The sequence below is a fragment of the Ramlibacter paludis genome, from assembly GCF_022012305.1.
Taxonomy (GTDB): domain Bacteria; phylum Pseudomonadota; class Gammaproteobacteria; order Burkholderiales; family Burkholderiaceae_C; genus Ramlibacter; species Ramlibacter paludis.
Window position 1 is genome coordinate 134,382 of the sequence record NZ_JAKLTM010000001.1, and the last position, 24,278, is coordinate 158,659.

Genomic DNA, 24,278 nt, shown 5'->3' on the forward strand with positions numbered 1-24,278 from the left:
GGTCAGTTCCTGATCTTGTAGCCGATTCTGAGCAGATGAACGGCGATGGCGCCCACCACCACGAGGGCGGTGCCCACGACTCCCAGGCTCACCCAGGGCGAGACGTCGCTGACCCCGAAGAAGCCGTAGCGGAAGCCGTCGATCATGTAGAAGAACGGGTTGAGGTGGCTCACGCGCTGCCAGACCTCCGGCAGCGAATGGATCGAATAGAACACGCCGGACAGGAAGGTCATCGGCATGATGATGAAGTTCTGGAAAGCCGCCATCTGGTCGAACTTCTCGGCCCAGAGGCCGGCGATCACGCCCAGCGCGCCCATCATCCCGGCGCCCAGGCAGGCGAACACCAGGATCCACAGCGGCGCGGCGAAACTCAGGTGCGTGAAAAGCGCCGTCACCACGAACACGCCGAAGCCCACGCACAGGCCGCGTGCGATCGAGGAGCCGACATAGGCGACGAACCAGCTCCAGTGCGACAGCGGCGTGAGCAGCACGAAGACCAGGTTGCCCATGATCTTGCTCTGGATCAGCGACGAGGAGCTGTTGGCGAAGGCGTTCTGGAGCACGCTCATCATCACCAGGCCGGGCACCAGGAAGGAGGTGTAGCTGACGCTGTCGTAGACCTTCACGTGGTCGGACAGCACGTGGCCGAAGATCAGCAGGTACAGCAGCGCGGTGAGCACCGGCGCGGCGACGGTCTGGAAGCCGACCTTCCAGAAGCGCAGCGTCTCCTTGTACAGGAGGGCGCGCCAGCCGGTCATGGTGCCTATCATGCCGGGACTCCCTCGCGTTCCGCCATCACGTCGAGGAACACGTCTTCCAGGTCCGCCTTGCGGATCTCGACGTCCTCCACCCGCAGGCCGGCCTGGCGGATCACCGCCAGGTGCTGTTCGATCTCGTGGGCGTCGTGGGCGGGCAGCTGCACGATGCGGCCGGTGACCCGCGCCTTGCCTTCGAATTCGGCCGGCAGCGCGCCATCGAGCTTGAAGCGCAGCACGTTGGCCGAGGCGGCCTTGAGCAGTTCGCTGGTGCGCTCCAGCGCCACCACCTTGCCGGCCTTGAGCATCGCGATGCGGCTGCACAGCGCCTCGGCCTCTTCCAGGTAATGGGTCGTGAGCAGCACCGTGTGGCCTTCCTTGTTCAGGCGGGCGATGAACTGCCACAGCGTCTGGCGCAGTTCGACGTCGACGCCCGCCGTGGGCTCGTCCAGCACGATCACCGGCGGCCGGTGCACCAGCGCCTGCGCCACCAGCACGCGCCGCTTCATGCCGCCCGAGAGCTGCCGCATGTTGGAGCCGGCCTTGTCGGCCAGGCCCAGGCTGGAAAGCAGTTCGTCGATCCAGGCGTCGTTGTTCTTCACGCCGAAGTAGCCGGACTGGATGCGCAGGGCTTCGCGCACGGTGAAGAACGGGTCGAAGACCAGTTCCTGCGGCACCACGCCCAGCGCGCGACGGGCCGCGGCGTAATCGGACTGCACGTCGTGGCCGTGCACCAGCACCTTGCCGCCGCTGGCGCGCGCCAGCCCCGCGAGGATGCTGATCAAGGTGGTCTTGCCGGCGCCGTTGGGACCGAGCAGGCCGAAGAACTCGCCCTGCTCGATGTCGAAGGAGACGCCGTCCAGCGCCTGGAAGCTGCCGCGCGCGGTGCTGTAGGTCTTGGAGACGGACTGGAAGGAGATGGCGGGCATGGGCAACCCGCCATTTTAGCGAGCGGGGTTCACCCGCGTTGGCCGGGGGGAACGCCGCGGTTCGGCTTCGCGCTCACCAACGGCCTACACCGCCTCCGGCAGGAGCTCCGCGACGCCGTAGAGACCGGCCAGCTCGCGCAGCCGCGGATGCAGCTGGCTCACGGCAAAGGACTTGCCCTGGGCCAGCGCCTCGCGCCGGCATTCGAGCAGCACCGCCAGCGCGGACGAATCGAAGTGCTGCAGGGCCGAGGCATCGGCCACGGCCTGCTGGCCCGGCTGCGAGCGCAGGGCCTGCGCCAGCATGCGCGCGCAGGCGGGCGCCTGCGCATGCGTGAGTTCGGCCGGGAGCACGAGCAAGGTGTCAGCCCTTCCTGCCGTTGCTCTTGTTGCGCTCGGACAGCGAGGCGATCAGGCCGTCGATGCCCTTGGCGTTGACTTCCTGCGCGAACTGGCTGCGGTAGGTTTCCACCAGCCACACGCCCAGCACGTTCAGGTTGTAGATCTTCCAGCCGGCGCCCTGGCCCGGGGTCTTCTCCATCCGGTAATCCAGCTGGATCGGGTCGCCGCGGCCGCGGATCTCGCTGCGCACCACGACTTCGGTGTCGGTCGGTTGCGCGCGCATCGGCTTGACGGTGACGGTTTCCTCGGCCACCTGCGAGAGGGCGCCCGAATAGGTGCGCACCAGCAGCGTCTTGAATTCGTCCTGCAGGCGCTTCTGCTGCTCCGGCGTGGCCTGGCGCCAGGCCGGGCCCACCGCGGAAGCCGTCATGCGGGCGAAGTTCACGTGCGGCATCACCTTGGCGTCGACCAGCGCGATGAGCTTCGCGGGATCGCCGGACTGCAGGCTCTTGTCGGCCTTGATGGCGCCCAGCACTTCATCGGACAGGCGCTTGACCAGCGCTTCGGGCGCCTCGTCGGCGGCATGCGCCAGCGGGGCCAGGCCGAAGGCGAGGCCCGTGGCCAGCAAGGCGGCCGCGAAGCGGCCCAGGGTACGTCGGTTCATCTCTATCCTTCTGCGCCGGGCTCGCGCCCGGCAAATGCTTTTCGAATGCCCCAGCGTGACAGGGTTTCCCCCTCAGGTGGCGGCATTGCAACTTAATGCAAGCCCATTAACGCGCCGGCGCGGACGCCGGTTGTCCGGCGGGCGCCGGCGCGGGCGCGGCCGGCGCGGCCGGCTTTTCGGCGTCGTCGGGCAGCGGGGGCGGCACGTCGCGGCGCGGATCGTCCGCGTCGTAGATGAGGGCGCGCCGGCGCTGCAGGTGGGCGTCGCGGGTGAAGCTGTACTTGTCCAGCGCGGCTTCGTCCAGCACGTTGGTGGCGCGCAGCAGCGAGGCGCGCAGGTGCACGACGCGCAGCGCCTTCGTGGCGTTGCGGGCGCTGGTCGGGTCGATCAGGTTCACCAGGTCGCCCTTCCAGTCGACCGGCAGCGCCACGGTGTCGCGCAGCGTGGACGGCCCCAGCAGCGGCAGCACGAGGTAAGGACCGGAACCCACGCCCCAGCGGCCCAGCGTCTGGCCGAAGTCCTCGCGGTGCCGCTCGATGTTGAGGTCGCTCGCGACGTCGAAGAGGCCGAAGACGCCCCACACCGTGTTGGTCTGCACGCGGGCGAAGTTGTCCGCGGCATCCTGCAGGTGCAGCTGCAGCACGCTGTTGACGAACGACCAGGCGTCGCTCACGTTGCCGAAGAAGTTCGACACGCCGGTGCGCACGATCGGCGGCACGTGCCGCTGGTAGACCGTCGCCACCGGTTTGAGCAGCATGGCGTCGACACCCTCGTTGAACTGGGTGGTGCCGCGGTTCATGGGCTCCCAGGGGTCGAGGGGGTTCGGGTTGGGCACCGAGGCGCAACCGCCCATGGAAAGCAGGCCAGCGACCAGGGCCAGGACTGCGGCGGCGCGGGAAACGTTGGAGCTTGTGGTTTTCATTTCTTGGCTGGCGTTCCGGAGGGGCCATCGGCCGCCTTGTTGTACAGGAACTGCCCGATCAGGTTTTCCAGTACCACGGCCGATTGCGTCGTCGTGATGGTATCGCCGGCGGCAAGAAGCTTGTCGTCAGCGCCCGCCTCGATTCCCACATATTGCTCACCCAGCAGGCCGCTCGTCAGTATCTTGAGGGAGCTGTCCTTGGGGAACTGGTAGCGCTTGTCCATGGCCATGTCGACCCGGGCCTGGAAGGTCTTGTCGTCGAAGGAGATGCCCTCGACCCGGCCGACCACGACGCCGGCGCTCTTGATCGCCGCCTTGGGCTTCAGGCCGCCGATGTTGTCGAAGCGGGCGCTCACCCGGTAGGTCGGCGCGAAGCTCAGCGAGAGCAGGTTCGCCGACTGCAGGGCCAGGAAGACGAGCGCGGCCGCGCCGATCAGCACGAAAAGCCCCACCCATACGTCGTTCTTGGTACGTTCCATCGTCTTGCTCCTAGATGCTGAACATCATCGCGGTCAGCACGAAATCCAATGCGAGCACGGCCAGCGACCCCATCACCACGGTGCGGGTGGTGGCGCGGGCCACGCCTTCCGGCGTCGGCTGGGCCTCGTAGCCCTGCAGCACCGCAATGAAGCTCACGGCCACCCCGAACACCAGGCTCTTGATCACGCCGTTGCCGACGTCCTTGAAGACGTCGACGCCGCCTTGCATCTGGCTCCAGAAGGCGCCCGGGTCGACGCCGATCAGCAGCACGCCCACGGCCCAGCCGCCCAGGATGCCGACCGCGTTGAACACGGCGGCCAGCAGCGGCATCACGATCACGCCGCCCCAGAAGCGCGGCGCCAGGATGCGCTGCACGGGGTCGACCGCCATCATTTCCATGGCCGACAGCTGCTCGCCGGCCTTCATCAGGCCGATCTCCGCGGTCAGCGAGGTCCCGGCGCGTCCGGCGAACAGCAGTGCCGTGACCACGGGGCCGAGTTCGCGCACCAGGCTCAGCGCCACCATCACGCCCAGCGCCTCGGTCGAGCCGTAACGCTGCAGGATGTAGTAGCCCTGCAGCGCCAGCACGAAGCCGACGAACAGGCCGGACACGCCGATGATGGCCAGCGAATAGTTGCCCAGGAAATGGACCTGGTCGCGCACCAGCCCGCCGCGCCGCAGCGTGGGGCCCGCCATGGCGAGCAGGCGGCCGAGCAGGCGCGCGCCGTAGCCATAGTCGTCGAGCTTGCGGCGCACGGCGTAGCCGACGTCGGCGGGGTTGTACCAGCTCACTTGCCGAGGCCCTCGCTGAAGTCGTCCGCCACGCTGGGGCCGGGATAGTGGAAGCGCACCGGGCCGTCCGGCATCGCATTGACGAACTGGTGGACCAGCGGGTCGGTCGAGGCACGCACTTCCGCCGGCGTGCCTTGCGCCGCCACGCGGCCGTTGGCCAGCACGATCACCTGGTCGGCGATGTGGAAGGTTTCTTCCAGGTCGTGCGACACGACGATGCTGGTGATGCCCAGCGTGTCGTTCAGGCGGCGGATCAACTGCGCCGCGGTGCCGAGCGAGATCGGGTCGAGGCCGGCAAAGGGTTCGTCGTACATCACCAGGTCCGGGTCGAGCGCGATCGCGCGCGCCAGAGCGACGCGGCGCGCCATGCCGCCGGACACCTCGCTGGGCATCAGGTCGCGCGCGCCGCGCAGCCCCACCGCATTGAGCTTCATCAGCACGATGTCGCGCACCAGCGCTTCGGGCAGGCCCGCGTGTTCGCGCAAGGGGAAGGCCACGTTGTCGAACACGGACAGGTCGGTGAACAGGGCGCCGAACTGGAACAGCATGCCCATGCGGCGGCGGATGGCGAACAGGCCGGCGCGGTCCATGGTGGCGACATTTACGCCGTCGAACAGCAATTCACCCTGCTGCGGCCGCACCTGGCCGCCGATCAGGCGCAGCACCGTCGTCTTGCCGCCGCCGGACGCGCCCATCAGGGCGGTGACCTTGCCGCGCGGCACGCTGAAGCTCACGTCTTCCAGGATGCGGCGCGCGCCATAGCCGAAGCTCAAATGGCGGCATTCGACCAGCATGCTGGCATCGGGTGGATTCATCCGGGGATTGGGGCAGGCGGCAGCCGGCCGGGAGAACTGGGACCCCCGGATGATAGGGGATGCCCCTAATTGCCGGCTTCGGTGTAACTGACGGTGCCGCTCCGGTGTCGCTTTAACGCGGCAGGTCGCTGAATCCCATCAGGAACTCGTCGACCGCGCGCGCCGCCTGTCGGCCCTCGCGAATCGCCCATACCACCAGGGATTGACCGCGGCGCATATCGCCGGCAGCAAAAACCTTGGGCACGTTGGTCGCATAGCCGCCGTTGAAGTCGGTCGTGGCCTTGGCATTGCCGCGCGCGTCCTTCTCGACGCCGAAGCCCTCGAGGATGGAACCGACGGGAGCGGTGAAGCCCATCGCCAGCAGCACCAGGTCGGCCTTCAGGGTCTGCTCGGTCCCGGGCACTTCCTGCATCTTGCCGTCCTTCCACTCGACCCGCACGGTCTTCAGGCCGGTGACCTTGCCCTTCTCGCCGATGAACTCCTTGGTGGCGATGGCGAACTCGCGCTCGCAGCCTTCCTCGTGCGAGGACGAGGTGCGCATCTTGTACGGCCAGTAGGGCCAGGTCAGTTCCTTGTTTTCCTGCTCGGGCGGCTGCGGCATCAGCTCGAACTGCACGACGCTGGCGGCGCCATGGCGGTTGCTGGTGCCCACGCAGTCGCTGCCGGTGTCGCCGCCGCCGATCACGATGACGTGCTTGCCGTCGGCGCGGATCTGGCCCTTGACCTTGTCGCCGGCGTTGACCTTGTTCTGCTGCGGCAGGAACTCCATCGCGAAGTGGATGCCGTCGAGGTCGCGGCCGGGCACCGGCAGGTCGCGCGAGGCTTCGGCGCCGCCGGTGAGCACCACGGCGTCGAAGTCGGCCTGCAGCTGCTTGGGCGAAATGGTTTCCTTGGCCCAGTTGGTGACCTTGGAGCCCTTGGGCAGCTCGCCGATCATCACGCCGGTGCGGAAGACGACGCCCTCGCCTTTCATCTGCTCGACGCGGCGGTCGATGTGCGTCTTCTCCATCTTGAAGTCGGGGATGCCGTAGCGCAGGAGGCCGCCAATGCGGTCGTTTTTCTCGAACAACGTCACGTCGTGGCCGGCGCGGGCCAGCTGCTGCGCCGCGGCCATGCCGGCGGGGCCGGAGCCGACCACCGCGACCTTCTTGCCGGTCCTGATGCGCGCGGCGCGCGGCTGCACCCAGCCGTTCTCCCAGGCGCGGTCGATGATCGCGTGCTCCAGCGACTTGATGCCGACCGGGTCGTCGTTCACGTTCAGCGTGCAGGCGGCCTCGCAGGGCGCGGGGCAGATGCGGCCGGTGAACTCCGGGAAGTTGTTGGTGGAGTCCAGCACCGCCCAGGCGTTCTTCCAGTCCTGGCGGTACACCAGGTCGTTGAAGTCCGGGATGATGTTGTTGACCGGACAGCCCGAGTTGCAGAACGGCGTGCCGCAATCCATGCAGCGCGCGCCCTGCACCTTCGCTTCCGCGTCGGTCAGGCCGATGACGAATTCCTTGTAGTGCTTCACACGCTCCGGAACAGGCTTGTAGCCCTCTTCGACGCGCTCGAATTCCATGAAGCCGGTGACTTTGCCCATGTTTCTTCTTCCTCTTACTTGGCGGGGACGGGTTCGTGCTTCATGGCAACGTGTGCGTTGTTGCCCGTGCTCGCCAGTTCCACTTCGCGCTCGTACATCTCGGCCAGTGCGCGCTTGTACTCGTTGGGGAACACCTTGACGAACTTCTGGCGCGCGTTGGCCCAGTCGTCCAGCAGTTCGCGCGCGCGCCGGCTTCCCGTCCAGCGGTTGTGGTCCTCCAGCAGCTTCTTCAGCTGCGCTTCGTCGGTCTGGTCGCGGTGCAGCCGCGTGCGCGCGCCGGCGGCCTGCTGTTCGGCGGTGGCAACGATGCGCTCCAGCGACACCATGGCCGTGTTGCAGCGGCTCGCGAACTGGCCGTCGACGTCGTAGACGTAGGCGATACCGCCCGACATGCCGGCCGCGAAGTTGCGGCCCGTCTTGCCCAGCACCAGCACCGTGCCGCCCGTCATGTATTCGCAGCCGTGGTCGCCGGTGCCTTCCACCACCGCGGTGGCGCCCGACAGGCGCACCGCGAAACGCTCGCCGGCCACGCCGGAGAAGAACGCTTCACCGGTGGTCGCGCCGTAGAGCGCGGTGTTGCCGATGATGATGTTGCGCGTGGCTTCGCCGCGGAAGTCGATCGAGGGCCGCACGACGATCCGGCCGCCGGACAGGCCCTTGCCCGTGTAGTCGTTGGCGTCGCCGATCAGGTACAGCGTGATGCCGCGCGCCAGGAAGGCGCCGAAGCTCTGGCCGCCCGTGCCTTCCAGCTGGATGCGCAGGTGGTCGTCGGGCAGGCCTTCGGGGTGCACCTTGGTCAGCGCGCCGGAGAGCATCGCGCCCACCGAGCGGTTGACGTTGCGCGCCACCTCCATGAACTGCACCTTTTCGCCGCGGTCGATCGCCGCGCGCGACTTCTCGATCAGCACCACGTCCAGGCTCTTCTCCAGCTTGTGGTCCTGCTCCTCGCAGTGGAAGCGCGGCACGTCGGCCGGCACCTTGGGCTGGGCGAACAGGCGGCTGAAGTCCAGGCCGCGCGCCTTCCAGTGCGCGATGCCCTTGCGGGTGTCGAGCAGGTCGGCGCGGCCGATCAGGTCGTCGAACTTGCGGATGCCCAGCTGCGCCATGATCTGGCGCACTTCCTCGGCGATGAAGAAGAAGAAGTTGACGACGTGCTCGGGCTTGCCGGAGAACTTCTTGCGCAGCACCGGGTCTTGCGTGGCCACGCCCACCGGGCAGGTGTTCAGGTGGCACTTGCGCATCATGATGCAGCCCTCGACCACCAGCGGCGCGGTGGCGAAGCCGAATTCGTCGGCGCCCAGCAGCGCGCCGATGACGACGTCGCGGCCGGTCTTCATCTGGCCGTCGGCCTGCACGCGGATGCGGCCACGCAGGCGGTTCAGCACCAGGGTCTGCTGGGTTTCGGCCAGGCCGATTTCCCAGGGCGAGCCGGCGTGCTTGATCGACGACCAGGGCGAGGCGCCGGTGCCGCCGTCGTGGCCGGCGATCACCACGTGGTCGGCCTTGCACTTGGCGACGCCGGCGGCGATGGTGCCCACGCCCACTTCCGACACCAGCTTCACGCTGATCGAAGCTTGCGTCGCGACGTTCTTCAGGTCGTGGATCAGCTGCGCCAGGTCCTCGATCGAATAGATGTCGTGGTGCGGCGGCGGCGAGATCAGGCCCACGCCCGGCACCGAGTGGCGCAGCTTGCCGATGTACTTGGAGACCTTGCCGCCGGGCAGCTGGCCGCCTTCGCCGGGCTTGGCGCCCTGCGCCATCTTGATCTGGATCTGGTCGGACGACGCCAGGTATTCGGCGGTGACGCCGAAGCGGCCGCTGGCCACCTGCTTGATGCGCGAACGCAGCGAGTCGCCGGCCTGCAGCGGGATGTCGACCTCGACCTCCTGCTTGCCGATGATGTCGGCCATGGTCTGGCCCTGCGCGATCGGGATGCCCTTGAGCTCCTGGCGGTAACGCGCCGGGTCCTCGCCGCCTTCGCCGGTGTTGCTCTTGCCGCCGATGCGGTTCATGGCGATGGCCAGCGTGGCGTGCGCCTCGGTGGAGATCGAGCCGAGCGACATCGCACCGGTAGCGAAGCGCTTGACGATTTCCTTGGCGGGCTCGACCTCGTCGACGGGAATGGCCTTGGCCGGGTCGACCTTGAATTCGAACAGGCCGCGCAGCGTCATGTGGCGGCGGCTCTGGTCGTTGATGATCTGGGCGTACTCCTTGTACGTGTTCCAGTTGTTGGCGCGCGCGCTGTGCTGCAGCTTGGCGATCGCGTCGGGCGTCCACATGTGCTCTTCGCCGCGGGTGCGCCACGCATATTCGCCGCCGGCGTCCAGCATGCCGTCGAGGACCGGGTCGTCGCCGAAGGCCGCGCGGTGCGAGCGGATCGCTTCTTCCGCGATCTCGAACACGCCGATGCCTTCCACCCGGCTGGCGGTGCCGGTGAAGTACTTCTCGATGGTGTCGCCGTTCAGGCCGATGGCCTCGAACAGCTGGGCGCCGCAATAGGACATGTAGGTCGACACGCCCATCTTGGACATGATCTTCGACAGGCCCTTGCCGACCGCCTTGATGTAGTTGTAGATCGCCTTGTCGGGGTTCAGGTCGCCCGGCAGGTCCTTGTGGATGGAGACCAGCGTCTCCATCGCCAGGTAGGGATGCACGGCCTCCGCGCCGTAGCCGGCCAGCACGCCGAAGTGATGCACTTCGCGCGCCGAGCCCGTCTCCACCACCAGGCCGGTGGTGGTGCGCATGCCCTCGCGCACCAGGTGCTGGTGGATCGAGGACAAGGCCAGCAGCGCGGGGATGGCCACCTGGGTGGACGAGACCGCGCGGTCGCTGATGATCAGGATGTTCTTGCCGCTGTGGATGGCATCCACGGCCTCGGCGTTCAGCGAAGCCAGCTTGGCCTCGACGCCCTCGTGGCCCCACGACAGCGGGTAGGTGATGTCGAGGGTGTAGCTGCGGAACTTGCCGTGCGTGTGCTTCTCGATCTCGCGCAGCTTCTGCATGTCGGCGAAGTCGAGGATGGGCTGGCTCACCTCCAGCCGCATCGGCGGGTTGACCTGGTTGATATCAAGCAGGTTCGGCTTGGGGCCGATGAAGGACACCAGCGACATCACGATCGCCTCGCGGATCGGGTCGATCGGCGGATTGGTCACCTGCGCGAACAGCTGCTTGAAGTAGTTGTAGAGCGGCTTGTTCTTGTCGGACAGCACGGCCAGCGGGCTGTCATTGCCCATCGAGCCGATGCCTTCCTCGCCGGCCTGCGCCATCGGCGACATCAGGAACTTGATGTCTTCCTGCGTGTAGCCGAAGGCCTGCTGGCGGTCCAGCAGTTCGACGTTGCTCTGCGGGGCTTCACCGGAGGTCTCGGACAGGTCGTCGAGGCGGATGCGCAGGTTCTCGATCCACTGCTTGTAGGGCTTGGCATTCGCCAGAGAAGCCTTCAGCTCCTCGTCGTCGATCATGCGGCCCTGTTCCAGGTCGATCAGGAACATCTTGCCGGGCTGCAGGCGCCACTTGCGCACGATGCGGTTCTCCGGCACCGGCAGCACGCCGGACTCGGAGGCCATGATCACCAGGTCGTCGTCGGTCACGCAGTAGCGCGAAGGACGCAGGCCGTTGCGGTCCAGCGTGGCGCCGATCTGGCGGCCGTCGGTGAACACGATGGAGGCCGGGCCGTCCCAGGGCTCCAGCATCGACGCGTGGTACTCGTAGAAGGCCTTGCGGCGCTCGTCCATCAGCGTGTGCTGCTCCCACGGCTCGGGGATCATCATCATCACGGCCTGGGCCAGCGGGTAGCCGGCCATCGTCAGCAGCTCGAGGCAGTTGTCGAAGGTGGCGGTGTCGGACTGGTCGGGGAAGCTGATGGGATAGAGCTTCTTCAGGTCGGTGGAGAGCACCGGCGAAGTCATCACGCCCTCGCGCGCCTTCATCCAGTTGTAGTTGCCCTTGACCGTGTTGATCTCGCCGTTGTGCGCGACGTAGCGGTACGGGTGGGCCAGCGGCCACTCGGGGAAGGTGTTGGTGGAGAAGCGCTGGTGCACCAGGCCCAGGGCCGAGACGCAGCGCGGGTCCTGCAGGTCCTTGTAGTACACGCCGACCTGGTCGGCCAGCAGCAGGCCCTTGTAGATCACCGTGCGGCTGGACACGCTGGGGACGTAGTACTCCTTGGAGTGCTTCAGGCGCAGGCGCTGGATGGCGGCGCTGGCCGTCTTGCGGATCACGTAGAGCTTGCGCTCCAGGGCATCCTGCACGATCACGTCGTTGCCGCGGCCGATGAAGACCTGGCGGATCACCGGCTCCTTCTTGCGCACGGCGGGCGACATCGGCATCTCGCTGTCGACCGGCACATCGCGCCAGCCCAGGAGCACCTGGCCCTCGGCCTTGATCGCGCGCTCCAGCTCCTGCTCGCAGGCCAGCCGGGACGCGTGTTCCTTCGGCAGGAAGATCATGCCGACACCGTATTCGCCGGGCGGCGGCAGTTCCACTCCCTGCTTGGCCATCTCCTCGCGGTACAGCGCGTCGGGCAGCTGCAGCAGGATGCCGGCGCCGTCGCCCATCAACTTGTCCGCGCCCACGGCGCCGCGGTGATCCAGGTTCTTCAGGATCTGCAGCGCCTGCTGGATGATGTTGTGGCTCTTCTCGCCCTTGATGTGCGCCACGAAGCCCACGCCGCAGGCGTCGTGCTCGTTCGCGCCCGCATACAGGCCTTGTTCTTGCAGATGGGCGATCTCGGCAGCCGTCGTCATGGCGCGCACCTCAAAGTTCGGGGAAACCCGGAGGTTACTGCACCGCAACACGTTCGCCAAGCAGAATAATTGGGGTCAGAACCCAATTAACTCGATCGCTTGACCGGTCTTCTTTAATTGGGGACAGGTCGATCCGGCTTCTTGACGGGCCGACCTGCCTGTCCCTTGGCGACCCGCCGCTCCGTGCGCCGCTGCAGTTCCGCGACATAGTCCGGCTCGCCCAGCGCCCATCCCCGCAGCACCGAGTCGGTCAGTGCCCGCTGCTGGTCCTGGCCAATGCCGGCGCGGACCATCTCCGCATACGCCTGGTCCCGGGCAAAAGGCGTGTTGCCCATTTCCCAGTACAGGCCGTGCGGGGTGACCAGGCGATCCGTCCGCCGGCCAATGTAGTGCTGGTGGCTGGACCAGGGATAGTCCGCCGGATCCGCCACCAGTCCCGCCCGCACCGGGTTCAGGTCGATATAGGCCATGCACGCCAGCAGGTAGCGCTCGGTCTGGATCAGGGTCGAGCGGTAGCGGCCCTCCCAGAGCGTGCCGGACCGCTGGTGCCGCAGGTTGTAGTTCTGGACGTAGCGCCGCCCCACCGCCTGCATCATCTGCGGGATGCCTTCCACGGTCTCCGGCGTGGCCAGCAGGTGGAAGTGGTTGGTCATCAGCACGTACGCGTGCACTGCGACCTTCTGCTTGGCCGCGTGCTCGTGCAGCAGGTCCAGCAGCAGCTCGTAATCGGCGTTGGAGCCGAAGATCGCCTGCCGGTTGTTGCCGCGCTGGATGATGTGGTGGGCGTAACCGGGAACGGTCAGCCGGGGTTGGCGCGCCATCGCCGCCTCCAGATAATTGGGTTCTGACCCCAATTATGTTTTGAAGCGGGTCTCCGACAGCGACTCCAGGCCGAACTCGGCCAGGATGGCGTGCAGGCGCTCGGCGGCGCTGCGCTTCTTCTGGCCGGTGCGGCGGGCCAGGATCAGTTCGTTCTTCATGCTGTGTTCCCAGCCGACCAGCTCGGTCACCGTGACCTGGTAGCCCATGGCCTCGAGGTACAGGCAGCGCAGCACGTTGGTGATCTGGCTGCCCATCTCGCGCGTGTGCAGCGGATGCCGCCACAGCTCCGACAGCGGCGTGCGCGACAGGGCCAGCGCCTTCTGTTCCCGCAGCACGCCGGCCACTTCGGCCTGGCAGCAAGGCACCAGCACCATGAAGCGCGCATCCTTGCGCAGCCCGAAGGCGATCGCGTCGTCGGTAGCCGTGTCACATGCGTGCAGCGCGGTCACCACGTCGATCTGCGCGGGCAGTTCCTTCGCCTCGGTGGCCTCGGCCACGCTGATGTCCAGGAAGGACATGCGATCGAAGCCGAGCCGTTGCGCCAGCGCCCGCGACTTCTCCACCAGTTCCGCGCGGGTCTCGATTCCGTAGATGTGGCCCTGTCCCAGCGGCTTGAAGAACAGGTCGTAGAGGATGAAGCCGAGATAGGACTTGCCGGCGCCATGGTCGGCCAGCGTCGGATGGCCCTCGCCCGCCGGCACCTCCTGCAGCAGCTTCTCGATGAACTGGTAGAGGTGGTAGACCTGCTTCAGCTTGCGCCGCGAGTCCTGGTTGATCTTCCCCTCGCGCGTGAGGATGTGCAGTTCCTTCAGCAGTTCGGTGGACTGGCCGGGACGCAGGTCGAGTTCGTCGCGCTTCATGCCGTCGGCCCCACGCCCAGCGCGTCCCAGCCCGCCTGCCCGAGGCGGCGCAATGTGTCCATGTTGGTCTCGTAGATCGCCGCCGCGTCCGGAAACGCCGCCACCGCGCGGTCCATGCTGGCCTCGCGCAGGAGATGAAGCGTGGGGTACGGCGCGCGGTTGGTGTTGTTGGTCACGTCGTTCTCGTCCTCGCCGGCAAAGACGAAGCGCGGGTGGAAGCTCGCGACCTGCACGACGCCCTCCAGTCCCTGCTTGCGCACCAGGCGCTCGGCGCGCGCCGTGAGATCGTGGAAGGCCAGGAAGTCCTCGAAGCCGCGCGGGATCACGAGCAGCGTGGTGTCGCGCGCCTGCGCGTCGCGCGCCAGCAGTTCGTCGAGTTCACGCGCCAGGTCGGCCAGCACGCCCGCCGCGTCTTCGGCCGCCGTCACCGCGACATGGACCTGCCGCTTCACCAGCACCGCCTTGGCGAACGGGCACAGGTTGAGGCCGACGACTGCGCGTTCCAGCCAGCGCCGGGTGTCGGCCTCCGCCGTCGCATGCAGGTCCATGGCGTTCAGACGAACAGGCTGGGCTGGCCGACGATGCGCTTGGCCAGCTCGTCCAGCGTGTCGTTGCCGATGCGCTGGGCCGGCCACGGCGCATCGACCGCCTCGAAGCCCTGCGTGTTGAGCAGGCGGAAATGGATCCGGCCGTTGTCGTGGTCGGACGTCGCCACCACCGAGCCGCGCGTCTCCGTCAGGTATTCGTAGCGCACTTCCAGCAGCACGCTCTTTTCCGGATGCCGGATCTCGCGCCGCTCGTGCTTCACCGGGCCCATGGCCAGGCGCTGCTCCACCTTCTGCATCTCGATCGGAAAGTTCACGCTGACCACGCCGACCACCGGCTCGCCCGACTGCGGCACCACGCGCCAGCCCATCCCGATGTAGTCGATGACTTCGACGTCGCGCAAGCGCTTGCGGCGCGCATCGACGCGGAAGTCGACCAGCTTCATCGGCGGCCAGGGCGTCTTGCCGTCGAGGGAGAAGGCCGGCGCCGGCGGCTCGATCACGTTCAGCTGGCGCGCCAGGTCCTGCAGGTAAGGCAGGATGAAGCGGCAGGCGTGATCGGTCTGCGCGCTGCGTTCTTCGAACAGCGAATCCTGTTCGGTGCGCTGCGTCTGCAGTTCCTTGGCCTGGGATTTCAGCTGTTGGAGGAAGCTCATCGGGTACTGCCGGGGTGGTGCTGGATTTTACGAGGCCGGCGCCGCCGCCGCGTGCGCCTGGCGCTGCAAAGCCCGCCCGATGCAGGCCGCGAGCACCATGCCCGCGCCGGCGAATGCGGCCGTGACCTGCCAGGTCGATTCCCAGCCGCCGCTGCGGGCGGCCAGCCAGGCGGCCAGCGGCGGGCCCGCGAACTGGCCGATGGCGGACCACTGCTGCATCCAGCCGACCGTGCTGGAGACGGTGCCCTCGTCCGGCGCCAGCCGCACGCCCACGGAGAACAAGGTGCCGGGCACCAGGCCGCCCACGGCGGAGAACAGCAGCACGCCGGCGTAGCGCACGGCCACGGCATCGATGCCAGTCGAAGTGGTCCAGGGCGCGAAGGCCAGCACCGCGCCGAGCGCCATCGCACCGAGCCCGCAATAAAGCAGGACCGTCGCGGGCACGCCGCGTTGCAGCAGCCGCCCCGCCATCAGGTTGCCGGTGAGGTTGATGGTGGCCGCCAGGGCGGTGGCCGCCGCGGCCCAGGCAGCAGGAAGGCCCGCCTGCGCGTAGATGGTGGGCAGGAAGCCGATCACCGCCAGCCACTGGGCGGAGTAGGTGGCGAAGGTCGTCGCCGCCAGCCAGGGGCCGGCTGACGTGAGGGTGCGCAGGATGCGATGGCGGCCGCCACCCGCCGCCTGCCGCGCGTCGCAATGCGCCGGCAGGGCGCGCCACAACCAGGCGGCCATCCCCAGCGAAGCGGCCGCGGTCAGCCACCACCAGCCCGGCCACCCGCCCAGCGCGATCACCGCGGGGCCGAGCAGCAGCGCGCTGCCGGTGCCGATCGGCATGTAGGTGCCCCAGGAACCGAGCCGGCCACTGAGACGCGCCGGCTCCACCAGCCGGCGGATCAGGCTGGGACCCGGCAGCGAAGCCAGCAGGAAGCCCAGGCCTTCGAAAGCGCGCAGCAGCAGCATCGCTTCGGCGCTCGTGGCGAAGCCGCCCAGCGCGCCGGCCACCGAGAGGATCACCAGCCCCAGCACCATGGTGCGGCGCGGCCCGATCGCATCGGCCGCGGCACCCATCGCCAGGCCCAGGGTCATGCCGGCCAGCTGCACCAGCGACAGCAGGAAGCCGGCCTGCACCAGGCTGATGCCCAGTGCCTCGCGCAAGGCCGGCAACGCCGGCGGCAGCTTGCCCACGTGGAGGGCGGCGCTGATGCCGGCCAGCACCACCAGCGTGGCCGGATGCGGCCCTTTCATGGCGCGGCGGCGAGCAGGCGGCGGCCGGTGAGCCGCTCGTGCTCGCGCAGCGCGTAGCGGTCGGTCATGCCGGCGATGTAGTCGGCCACCGCGCGCGGGGTGTCGCTGCGGGCGGCGAAGCCGGCCTGCATTTCCGCCGGCGCCGCGAGATAGCGCTGAAAGAGGTCGCGCACGACTTCCTGGGCCTGCGCGCTCGTCTCCATCACGCGCGGATGCCGGTACAGGTTCTGGAACAGGAACTGCTTGAGTTCGACCGATCGGGCGCGTGCCTCGGCGCTGAACGCCACCAGCGGAGGCGCGGCCCGCACCGCATCCGCGCTCGCCGGCTGCGCCTGCGCGAGCGCCGTGCCGGTGGCCGCGATGACGTCGTACACCAGCGCGCTCAGCATGCGCCTGATGCCTTCATAGAGGAGCCGGCGGCCCTGCAAGTCCGGATGGTCGCGCAAGGTCATGGCGATGTGCAGGCCGAACAGCGGTACCTCGCGCACCTGCTCCAGCGTGATCAGCCCGGAGCGCACACCATCGTCGATGTCGTGCGCGTTGTAGGCGATCTCGTCGGCCAGGTTGCACAGCTGCGCCTCCAGGCTGGGCTGGGTGCGATCGAGGAAACGGCGGCCGACGCCGCCCGGCTCGGCTTGCTCGATGCGTTCGGCGTTGGCGCGCGAGCAGTGCTTCAGCACGCCCTCGCGCGTCTCGAAGCAGAGGTTGAGGCCGTCGAACTGCGGATAACGTTCCTCCAGCGCGTCGACCACCCGCAGGCTCTGCAGGTTGTGCTCGAAGCCGCCATGGCCGGCCATGCACTCGTTCAACGCGTCCTGCCCCGCGTGGCCGAAGGGCGTGTGGCCCAGGTCGTGCGCGAGCGCGATCGCTTCCACCAGGTCCTCGTTCAGCAGCAGCGGCCTGGCGATCGAACGCGCCAGCTGCGCCACCTCGATCGAGTGCGTGAGGCGGGTGCGGAACAGGTCGCCCTCGTGGTTGATGAAGACCTGCGTCTTGTAGACCAGCCGGCGGAAGGCGGTGGAGTGGACGATGCGGTCGCGATCGCGCTGGAACTCGGTGCGCGTGGGCGCCGGCGCTTCCGCGTGGCGGCGGCCGCGGCTGCGCGCGGGATCGCAGGCGTAGGCGGCCAGGCGCATGGCCGTCAGCGGGTGCAGTCCGCGAGCACCTGGCGCACCACTTCGTCCGGCGCGCCGCGCACGCCGGCGCGGCCGGGCGCTTCGAGCACGACGAAGCGGATCTGGCCGCCCTCGGCCTTCTTGTCGACGCGCATCAGCTGCAGGTAGCGCTCGGCGCCGAGGTTCGGGCCCACCGTGGGCAGCCCGGCACGCGCGATCAGCGTGGTCACGCGGCGGGTGAACGCTTCATCGACCAGGCCGAGCCGGCGCGACAGCTGCAGCGCCATCACCATGCCGCAACCGACGGCCTCGCCATGCAGCCACTCGCCGTAACCGAGGCCGGCCTCGATCGCATGGCCGAAGGTGTGGCCGAAATTCAGGATGGCGCGCAGGCCGGCTTCGCGCTCGTCCTGCCCCACCACTTCGGCCTTGATCTCGCAGCTGCGCCGCACGGCGTGCGCCAAGGCTGCGCGATCGCGGGCCAGCAACGCGTCGAGGTTTGCTTCGATCCAGTCCAGGAAAGCGAGGTCGTGGATCGGTCCGTACTTGATCACCTCCGCCAGCCCCGCGCTCAGCTCGCGCGCGGGCAGCGTGGCCAGCGTGTCCAGGTCGCAGACCACGCGCGCCGGCTGGTAGAAGGCGCCGATCATGTTCTTGCCCTGCGGATGGTTGATCGCGGTCTTGCCGCCCACCGAGGAATCGACCTGCGCCAGCAGCGTGGTCGGCACCTGCACGAAAGGCACGCCGCGCATGTAGCTCGCCGCCGCAAAACCGGTCATGTCGCCCACCACGCCGCCGCCCAGGGCGAACAGCACCGTCTTGCGGTCGCAGCCGTGGGACAGCAGCGCATCGAAGATGCGATTGAGCGTCTGCCAGTCCTTGTGCTCCTCGCCATCGGGCAGGACCACTTCGTGCACCTGCGCATAGCGCGGGGCCAGGGCGGCGCGCAGCCGCGCGGCATAGAGCGGCGCGACGGTGGTGTTGCTCACGACGAGTGCGGCACTGGCGGGCGGCAGGCCGTCCCAGCTGGATGCGGCCTCCAGCAGGCCGGCGCCGATCGCGATGTCGTAGCTGCGCTCGCCGAGGGCGATGCGCACGTTGGAGGGGGCTGCCATGCCCCGAGTTTAAGTCCCGCCCGGAAGGTGCCCGGCGAGCTCGAGCTGCATCGCGATCATGTTGACCAGCGTCGGCACCGAAGGCCGGCCGGTCTCGACGGTGAAATGCGCGGCCTCGCGGTAGAGCGGGTCGCGCTCGGCGTACAGCGTGCGCAACTTGTCCAGCGGATCGGCCACCTGCAGCAGCGGCCGCTGCGTGTCGTGGCGCAGGCGCCGGTACAGGTCTTCGGGCGTGGATCGCAGGTACACGACCTGCCCGCGCGCGCGCAGCGCCTCGCGGTTGGCCGCCCTCAGCACGCTGCCGCCGCCGGTGGCCAGCACGCAGGCGGGCCCGGCCAGGAGTTGCGCCAGCGTTTCCTGTTCGACGTCGCGAAACGCGTCTTCGCCCTGCTGGGCGAAGTAGTCGCGGATGCTGCAGCCGAGGCGCTGCTCGATCGCGTGGTCGGAATCAAAAAAAGGCAGCCGCAGCCGCCTTCCCAGTTGGCGCCCGACAGTGGATTTGCCACTGCCGGGCATGCCGACAAGAACGATGAGCAGGTTCGCTCCTGCGCTCTCAGGGCAGGACCACGGAACCGAGGGCGGTCACGTTGCCCTTCGGCGTCGTCGTCTTCACGGTGACCGTGGCGCCGCTGCAGGTGTCGCCCGGGGCGCTGCCGCGGGTGGTGACCACGCGATGGAGCGAGGGGAGCGTCGTGCTCGGAACGGTCGGGCCGATGACTTCGACGATGGTGCAGTTGGTACCACCGCTGATGGTCGCCGACACGCTGGTGCCGAAGGGCAGCGGGTTGTTGTTGACGTCCCGGACGAACACGGTGGTGCCGACACCGCTGGTGTTGCTGAACACGCCCGTGGTCTGCGCGAAACTGCCCGAGAAGATGATCACGCCCTGGCCCCGCACGCGCGTCGCACCCCAGGTGCCGTCGCAGGTGTTGGGGACGTTGGCGATCAGGTTCGGGTGCGCCGCGCAGGCGACGGTGCCGATGCCGGAGCCGGGCACCGACGGGTCGCCCACCTTCTGCTCGGGCGCCGTGAAGATGCCGTCTTCGTTGTCGTCCAGGAAAGGCTGGCCCATGTCGTAGAAGGTTTCGCCGGCGTCGTAGCGGTTGTTGCCGTTGGCGTCGACGAAGATCTCGTCACCGTCCATGTACGCCAGCACCGTCACCCGGCCGTTGCTGGGCCGGAAAGCCTGGCTCTGCAGCGTCACGGAGCAGCCGGACTTGCCGTTGGCGTCGATCACCACGCTGCACGAAGCGGTCACCTGGCCACCTTCGGTGATGAAGGAGATCGGCGTGCCTGCGGGCACCGGTTGGCCCAGTCGATCGGCCGTGCGCACGGTCAGGGTCGTGATCTCGCCATCGTAGGTCCAGCCTTCGATGTTGAAGACGCTGGCTGCCAGGGAGAAGAAGTTCTGCACCGCGCGGCCGGAGTCGACGCTCAGCCCCGATGAGGCCGCGGTGATGGCCGGGTTCGACACGAGGACAGCGGTCAGGCTGAGCGGCGTCGGGAAGGCGCCCGACTTGACGATCACGGACACGACACCGGTCACATCCGTCGAGATGGTCTGGGCAGCCGTCGAATTGGTGTCGGCAAACACGACACCTGCAGCGATCGCCGAGGGCGAAAGCGACACCTGCACCTGGCTCGAAGGCACCGGGTTGCCTGCCGCGTCCACGACCTTGAATTTCACCGTGGACTGCTTCACGCCGGAAGAGGCGGAAGAGGTGTAGATCGTGGTCGGAGCGGCCGACTGGAACAGCAGGTTCGTCGCCTGGGCAGGCTGCACGGCCACCGCCGTCTGGACGGGCGCGGCCCCGGGCGCGGAGGCCGTCAGCGTGGCGTTGCCACCCGAGCAGCCGGCGGCCTGGAACGTGGAGGAGGCCTTGGCGCTGGAGGTCGAAACCGCCGTCGCCGGGCTGAAAGTGCCGCAACTGGCCGTGAACGCCACGGTCACCGGCGTCGACGTCGCAGGCGCGCCGTTGACCGCGACATCCACCGAGACGGTGGTGTTCTGGTAGGCCGTCAGCGTAGCTTGCGCCGGCGTGAGGTTGGAGAGGCTCACATTGGACGCCGAGGTCTGCACATCCAGCGACGCGGTCAGCGGTGTTCCGTTGACGGTGGTGCTGGCGGTCAGGCTGTCCGCGCCGGCGCTGTTGATGCTGGCCGGTGCGACCTGCACGGTTGCCACGCCGCTCGCGTCGGTCAGGACCTGGCCCGAGGCCGGCTGGAAAGCAATGACGCCACCCGAGGACGTGAACGAAACAAGCTTGCTCACCACCGCGGCTCCGGCCGCGTCTTTCACGGCGGCCTTCGCGAAGACGGTGCTGCCCGAGGTGACGGCATTGCCGTTCACGGCCGCACCGGAAGAATCGACCAGGCTCAGCGCCAGGGTCGGCGTACCGGTCGTGGTGCCGGACCCGCCGCTGCCGCCACTACCGCCGCTGCCGCCACTGCCACCGGTCGTAGTGCCCGGACTGCCGCCGCCGCCGCCGCAGGCGGCCAGGGTGGCCGCAAGCAGCACGCCTCCCAACATTTTGATGAATCGGACCATGAGTTTCTTTCCCTCTCCTACGGACTGCATTTAGCGGCCGGCGGTGGCGCGCTCGGCCACCATCTTCGGCGTGATGAAAACCAGCATTTCCTGCTTGGCGGTGCTGCGCGTCTTGGTCTTGAAGGCGTTGCCGACCACCGGCAGGTCACCCAGCAGCGGAACACGCGTCTCGCTGTCGGATTCGGTGAGTTCGAAGATGCCGCCGATGACCACGGTGCCGCCGTTTTCCACCAGCACCTGCGTCTTGATGTGCTTGGTGTTGATGGCGATGCCGGCCGCCGTCGTCTCGCCGCGGCTGTCCTTGGCGATGTCGAGGTCGAGGATGATGTTGCCTTCCGGCGTGATCTGCGGCGTCACTTCCAGCTTCAGCGTGGCCCGGCGGAACGACACCGAGGTCGCGCCGCTGGAGGTCGCCTGCTGGTACGGGAATTCCGTGCCCTGCTCGATCAGCGCCTTGGTCTTGTCGGCCGTCACCACCCGGGGGCTGGACACCAGCTTGCCCTTGCCGTCGGCTTCCAGCGCCTGCAGTTCCAGGTTCAGGAAGCGGTTGGCCGCGGAATTGAAGATCGACACGGCGAAGGTCGAGGGGCTGTAGCCGCCCACGCCGGCCGCCGGCAGGTTGACGAAGGTGGTGTTGGTCGTGGTGAGCTGCGTGTTGCTCTCACCGGTCGTGCCCGACACGGCGTCGTAAGTGCCGCCGAAGGCGACGCGGTTGCCGTTGCGCAGCGCATAGCCGGCGTCGCCGCCGTTGATGCCGCGCAGGTCGGAGCCGCCGAGGCGCACGCCGATCGACTTGCCGAAGCTGTCGGAGGCTTCCACGATGCGCGCTTCGATCAGCACCTGGCGCACGGCGATGTCCAGTTTGGTGATGAGGCCCTGCACCTGCTCCAGCTTGGACGGCACGTCCGTCACGAACAGCTGGTTGGTGCGCGGCTCGGCCATCGCGCTGCCGCGGGTGCTCAGGATGCGGGCGGCGCCGGTGCCGGTCAGCTGCACGGCGATGTCGGCGGCCTTCGTGTAGTTCAGCTGGAAGGACTGGGTGCGCAGCGGCTCCAGGCTCTGGATCGCGGCGTTGGCCTCGAGCTCGAGCTTCTCCTTCTGCGCGATTTCGTCCTTCGGCGCGATCCACAGCACGTTGCCGGAACGGCGCATGCCCAGGCCCTTGGCCTGCAGGATGATGTCCAGCGCCTGGTCCCAGGGCACGTCCTTCAGGCGCAGCGTCACGCCGCCGGTCACCGAGTCGGAAGTGACGATGTTGAAGTTGGTGAAGTCGGCGATCACCTGCAGCAGCGAGCGCACTTCGATGTTCTGGAAGTTCAGCGACAGCTTCTCGCCGCTGTAGCCCGGGCCCTGCGTCAGCTTGGTCGGGTCGATCTTCTGCGGCCGCACTTCGACCACGAACTGGTTGTCGCTCTGGTAGGCGCTGTGCTCCCAGGCGCCCTTGGGCTCGATCAGCACGCGCACGCGGTCGCCCGACTGGAAGGTGCTGACGGTCTGGATCGGGGTGCCGAAGTCGGTCACGTCCATCCGGCGGCGCAGGCCTTCGGGCAGCGAGGACTTCAGGAATTCGACCACCAGGTTCTGGCCCTGCTGGCGGATGTCGACGCCCACCTGGTTGCTCGGCAGGTCGACGACCACGCGGCCGGAGCCGTCGGGGCCGCGGCGGAAGTCGAGGTCACGCAGCGGCTGCGCGTCGCGGTTGCGGCTTTCGGCGAACACCGGCGCGGCGGTCGGCGCGGCAGCCGTGGCGCCCACGGGGTCCAGCGTCACCACGAGCGACTTGCCTTCGATCTGCGTGCGGTAGTTGGTCGGCTGGCGCAGGTTCAGCACGAGGCGCGAACGGTCAGCCGCCTGCACGACGTTCACCGAACGCAGGTTGCCGATGTTCACTTCCACCAGGTTCTTGCCCAGGCCGTTGGTCGCGCCCGGCACGTCCAGCGCGATGCGCGCCGGCGACTGGATGGCGAAGCCGTTGGGCACCGCCGACAGCGGCTCCGAGAAATCGATCCGCACCACTTCGGCGCCGCCCTGCTGGACGCCCGTCACGCTCTCCACCGCCGGCGCCGCCAGCAGCGGGCCCGACCACGCGGCCGCCAGCACCACGGCGGCGGCCACCAGGCTGCGCAAGCCCCATTGATTTGTTATCTTCATTTCGACTTCTCCTGCAGTTGCAGTGACGCGGTTCTTTCCACCCATTCGCCGGCGGCGTCCTGCACCAGTTCGCGCAGCACGACTTCCGTTTCTCCCACCTTGGTGATGCGGCCGTAGTTCTGGCCCAGGTAGTTGCCCGGACGCACCTGGTACAGCAGGTTGTCCACCTTCACCAGCGCCACCGGCTGGCCCTGCTTCACCAGGCTGCCCACCATCGCCATCGCGTCCAGCGGGAAGGCTTCCAGCGGCTCCTTGCGGCGGTTCAGTTCGGGCGCCAGCAGGGCGGCGCTGGCCGACGAGCTCTGTTGCGAGTCGCGCTTCAGGGCCTGCGTCAGCTTCTGCATGCTGAAGGGATCGATGGCCGCTTCCTGCGTGTAGTCCTGCGGAGTGAACTTCTTCGGCTCCGGGATCGGCTGCACGTTCGGCTTGGTCTGGGCGCGCTGTTCCCGCATCCACTTCTGGATCTCCTCCTGGTCGGAGGACCCGCAGGCGCTGAGCGCGCCGGCGGCGACGAGGGCGAGCAAGAGGTTCTGCCTCATTTCTTCCCCTTGGGCGCGGCCTTGCGCTGGCTCGCCACTTCGTCCGGATCCAGGTAGCGGTAGGTCTTGGCCGTCGCTTCCAGCGCCAGCTTGCCTTCGGGGGCCGGGATGACGTTGAGGTTGTTCAGGGTCACGATGCGCGAAAGGTGGGCGATGTCCGAGGCGAAGGAGCCGATGTCGTGGTAGCGGCCGGTCACGCGCACCTGGATGGGCAGTTCGGCGTAGTACTCGCGCACGCTCACGTTGCCGGGCCGGAACAGGTCGAAGTTCAGGCTGCGGCCCAGGCCGGCCTGGTTGATGTCGGACAGCAGGGCGTCCATTTCGGCCTTGCTGGGAAGCTGCTTTTCCAGCTGCGTCACGTACTGCTGCACCTGTTCGCGCTGCTTGCGCAGGGCGTCGAGGTTGACCGCCTGCACCAGCTTCTTCTTGTAGTCCTCGCGCAGGCCGATTTCCTTCTTCTGTTCGGCCTCGAGCTCCTCGGCGGAGTTGGTCAGCCAGAGGAACCAGAGCGCGACCACGATGGCGATCGTGACGAACAGGCACAGCGCGGCCTTCGGCACGATCGGCCAGGAGGCCGGGTCGTTGGGATTGAGGTTGCGGAACTGGGAGGCGATCTGCTCCTGGAGCGCCGCGGGGTCGAACTTCTTTGCTGCGGTGGCCATGGT

Annotated in this window: 22 protein-coding genes; all 22 read right to left on the minus strand. The window is 68.1% G+C overall.

Annotated features, from left to right (window positions below; translation table 11 throughout):
- Positions 1-2: 2 nt before the first annotated feature.
- Positions 3-758, minus strand: a complete 756-nt coding sequence (locus tag LZ009_RS00685; RefSeq protein WP_275697087.1) for an ABC transporter permease — start codon at positions 756-758, stop codon at positions 3-5.
- Between the two features lie 8 nt (positions 759-766).
- Positions 767-1,684, minus strand: coding sequence for an ABC transporter ATP-binding protein (locus LZ009_RS00690; RefSeq protein WP_275695955.1), 918 nt, complete (start codon positions 1,682-1,684; stop codon positions 767-769).
- 84 nt (positions 1,685-1,768) lie between these two features.
- Positions 1,769-2,041 (minus strand): STAS domain-containing protein, encoded by a 273-nt coding sequence (locus LZ009_RS00695; protein WP_275695956.1) that lies wholly within the window; start codon positions 2,039-2,041, stop codon positions 1,769-1,771.
- A gap of 4 nt (positions 2,042-2,045) precedes the next feature.
- On the minus strand, positions 2,046-2,687 hold the full coding sequence (locus tag LZ009_RS00700) for an MlaC/ttg2D family ABC transporter substrate-binding protein (protein ID WP_275695957.1): 642 nt from the start codon (positions 2,685-2,687) through the stop codon (positions 2,046-2,048).
- Between the two features lie 106 nt (positions 2,688-2,793).
- The gene (locus tag LZ009_RS00705; protein ID WP_275695958.1) at positions 2,794-3,609 is read right to left on the minus strand and encodes an MlaA family lipoprotein; all 816 of its coding nucleotides are present in this window, start codon (positions 3,607-3,609) and stop codon (positions 2,794-2,796) included.
- On the minus strand, positions 3,606-4,088 hold the full coding sequence (gene mlaD, locus LZ009_RS00710; protein WP_275695959.1) for an outer membrane lipid asymmetry maintenance protein MlaD: 483 nt from the start codon (positions 4,086-4,088) through the stop codon (positions 3,606-3,608). The genes LZ009_RS00705 and mlaD overlap by 4 nt, the downstream gene beginning before the upstream one ends.
- A 10-nt stretch (positions 4,089-4,098) precedes the next feature.
- On the minus strand, positions 4,099-4,881 hold the full coding sequence (mlaE, locus tag LZ009_RS00715; RefSeq protein WP_275695960.1) for a lipid asymmetry maintenance ABC transporter permease subunit MlaE: 783 nt from the start codon (positions 4,879-4,881) through the stop codon (positions 4,099-4,101).
- A complete protein-coding gene (locus LZ009_RS00720) occupies positions 4,878-5,696 on the minus strand; it encodes an ABC transporter ATP-binding protein (protein ID WP_275695961.1) in 819 nt (272 codons plus the stop codon). Before LZ009_RS00720 ends, mlaE begins: the two co-directional genes overlap by 4 nt.
- A gap of 112 nt (positions 5,697-5,808) precedes the next feature.
- Positions 5,809-7,275, minus strand: coding sequence for a glutamate synthase subunit beta (locus LZ009_RS00725; RefSeq protein ID WP_275695962.1), 1,467 nt, complete (start codon positions 7,273-7,275; stop codon positions 5,809-5,811).
- Between the two features lie 14 nt (positions 7,276-7,289).
- A complete protein-coding gene (locus LZ009_RS00730; RefSeq protein ID WP_275695963.1) occupies positions 7,290-12,020 on the minus strand; it encodes a glutamate synthase-related protein in 4,731 nt (1,576 codons plus the stop codon).
- Positions 12,021-12,133: 113 nt separating this feature from the next.
- Entirely contained in the window at positions 12,134-12,841 is a 708-nt protein-coding gene (locus LZ009_RS00735; protein ID WP_275695964.1) for an REP-associated tyrosine transposase, read from the minus strand.
- A 33-nt stretch (positions 12,842-12,874) separates the two neighbouring features.
- Positions 12,875-13,702 carry a class I SAM-dependent methyltransferase gene (locus tag LZ009_RS00740; protein WP_275695965.1) on the minus strand — a complete coding sequence of 276 codons (828 nt, stop codon included), beginning with the start codon at positions 13,700-13,702 and terminating at the stop codon, positions 12,875-12,877.
- Positions 13,699-14,250 (minus strand): DUF1415 domain-containing protein, encoded by a 552-nt coding sequence (locus tag LZ009_RS00745; protein ID WP_275695966.1) that lies wholly within the window; start codon positions 14,248-14,250, stop codon positions 13,699-13,701. Before LZ009_RS00745 ends, LZ009_RS00740 begins: the two co-directional genes overlap by 4 nt.
- A gap of 5 nt (positions 14,251-14,255) precedes the next feature.
- Positions 14,256-14,903, minus strand: coding sequence for a hypothetical protein (locus LZ009_RS00750; protein ID WP_275695967.1), 648 nt, complete (start codon positions 14,901-14,903; stop codon positions 14,256-14,258).
- Positions 14,904-14,930: 27 nt separating this feature from the next.
- The gene (locus LZ009_RS00755) at positions 14,931-16,145 is read right to left on the minus strand and encodes an MFS transporter (protein ID WP_275695968.1); all 1,215 of its coding nucleotides are present in this window, start codon (positions 16,143-16,145) and stop codon (positions 14,931-14,933) included.
- The gene (locus tag LZ009_RS00760) at positions 16,142-17,281 is read right to left on the minus strand and encodes a deoxyguanosinetriphosphate triphosphohydrolase (RefSeq protein WP_275695969.1); all 1,140 of its coding nucleotides are present in this window, start codon (positions 17,279-17,281) and stop codon (positions 16,142-16,144) included. The genes LZ009_RS00755 and LZ009_RS00760 overlap by 4 nt, the downstream gene beginning before the upstream one ends.
- 5 nt (positions 17,282-17,286) lie before the next feature.
- Complete coding sequence (gene aroB / locus LZ009_RS00765) at positions 17,287-18,375, minus strand: 3-dehydroquinate synthase (protein ID WP_275695970.1); 1,089 nt, start codon at positions 18,373-18,375, stop codon at positions 17,287-17,289.
- A gap of 9 nt (positions 18,376-18,384) precedes the next feature.
- Entirely contained in the window at positions 18,385-18,912 is a 528-nt protein-coding gene (locus tag LZ009_RS00770; RefSeq protein ID WP_275697088.1) for a shikimate kinase, read from the minus strand.
- Between the two features lie 16 nt (positions 18,913-18,928).
- The gene (locus LZ009_RS00775) at positions 18,929-20,893 is read right to left on the minus strand and encodes a hypothetical protein (protein ID WP_275695971.1); all 1,965 of its coding nucleotides are present in this window, start codon (positions 20,891-20,893) and stop codon (positions 18,929-18,931) included.
- 60 nt (positions 20,894-20,953) lie between these two features.
- Entirely contained in the window at positions 20,954-23,074 is a 2,121-nt protein-coding gene (locus tag LZ009_RS00780) for a type IV pilus secretin PilQ (protein WP_275695972.1), read from the minus strand.
- Complete coding sequence (locus tag LZ009_RS00785) at positions 23,071-23,613, minus strand: pilus assembly protein PilP (RefSeq protein ID WP_275695973.1); 543 nt, start codon at positions 23,611-23,613, stop codon at positions 23,071-23,073. Before LZ009_RS00785 ends, LZ009_RS00780 begins: the two co-directional genes overlap by 4 nt.
- On the minus strand, positions 23,610-24,275 hold the full coding sequence (locus LZ009_RS00790; protein ID WP_275695974.1) for a type IV pilus inner membrane component PilO: 666 nt from the start codon (positions 24,273-24,275) through the stop codon (positions 23,610-23,612). Before LZ009_RS00790 ends, LZ009_RS00785 begins: the two co-directional genes overlap by 4 nt.
- Between the last annotated feature and the right edge of the window lie 3 nt (positions 24,276-24,278).

Excerpts from the sequence above, each read along its gene's own strand:
- LZ009_RS00685 (WP_275697087.1), bottom strand. The coding sequence starts at position 758 with ATGACCGGCTGGCGCGCCCTCCTGTACAAGGAGACGCTGCGCTTCTGG.
- LZ009_RS00690 (WP_275695955.1), bottom strand. The coding sequence starts at position 1,684 with ATGCCCGCCATCTCCTTCCAGTCCGTCTCCAAGACCTACAGCACCGCG.
- LZ009_RS00700 (WP_275695957.1), bottom strand. The coding sequence starts at position 2,687 with ATGAACCGACGTACCCTGGGCCGCTTCGCGGCCGCCTTGCTGGCCACG.
- LZ009_RS00705 (WP_275695958.1), bottom strand. The coding sequence starts at position 3,609 with ATGAAAACCACAAGCTCCAACGTTTCCCGCGCCGCCGCAGTCCTGGCC.
- mlaD (WP_275695959.1), bottom strand. The coding sequence starts at position 4,088 with ATGGAACGTACCAAGAACGACGTATGGGTGGGGCTTTTCGTGCTGATC.
- LZ009_RS00720 (WP_275695961.1), bottom strand. The coding sequence starts at position 5,696 with ATGAATCCACCCGATGCCAGCATGCTGGTCGAATGCCGCCATTTGAGC.
- LZ009_RS00725 (WP_275695962.1), bottom strand. The coding sequence starts at position 7,275 with ATGGGCAAAGTCACCGGCTTCATGGAATTCGAGCGCGTCGAAGAGGGC.
- LZ009_RS00730 (WP_275695963.1), bottom strand. The coding sequence starts at position 12,020 with ATGACGACGGCTGCCGAGATCGCCCATCTGCAAGAACAAGGCCTGTAT.
- LZ009_RS00735 (WP_275695964.1), bottom strand. The coding sequence starts at position 12,841 with ATGGCGCGCCAACCCCGGCTGACCGTTCCCGGTTACGCCCACCACATC.
- LZ009_RS00740 (WP_275695965.1), bottom strand. The coding sequence starts at position 13,702 with ATGAAGCGCGACGAACTCGACCTGCGTCCCGGCCAGTCCACCGAACTG.
- LZ009_RS00745 (WP_275695966.1), bottom strand. The coding sequence starts at position 14,250 with ATGGACCTGCATGCGACGGCGGAGGCCGACACCCGGCGCTGGCTGGAA.
- LZ009_RS00750 (WP_275695967.1), bottom strand. The coding sequence starts at position 14,903 with ATGAGCTTCCTCCAACAGCTGAAATCCCAGGCCAAGGAACTGCAGACG.
- LZ009_RS00755 (WP_275695968.1), bottom strand. The coding sequence starts at position 16,145 with ATGAAAGGGCCGCATCCGGCCACGCTGGTGGTGCTGGCCGGCATCAGC.
- LZ009_RS00760 (WP_275695969.1), bottom strand. The coding sequence starts at position 17,281 with ATGCGCCTGGCCGCCTACGCCTGCGATCCCGCGCGCAGCCGCGGCCGC.
- aroB (WP_275695970.1), bottom strand. The coding sequence starts at position 18,375 with ATGGCAGCCCCCTCCAACGTGCGCATCGCCCTCGGCGAGCGCAGCTAC.
- LZ009_RS00780 (WP_275695972.1), bottom strand. The coding sequence starts at position 23,074 with ATGAAGATAACAAATCAATGGGGCTTGCGCAGCCTGGTGGCCGCCGCC.
- LZ009_RS00785 (WP_275695973.1), bottom strand. The coding sequence starts at position 23,613 with ATGAGGCAGAACCTCTTGCTCGCCCTCGTCGCCGCCGGCGCGCTCAGC.
- LZ009_RS00790 (WP_275695974.1), bottom strand. The coding sequence starts at position 24,275 with ATGGCCACCGCAGCAAAGAAGTTCGACCCCGCGGCGCTCCAGGAGCAG.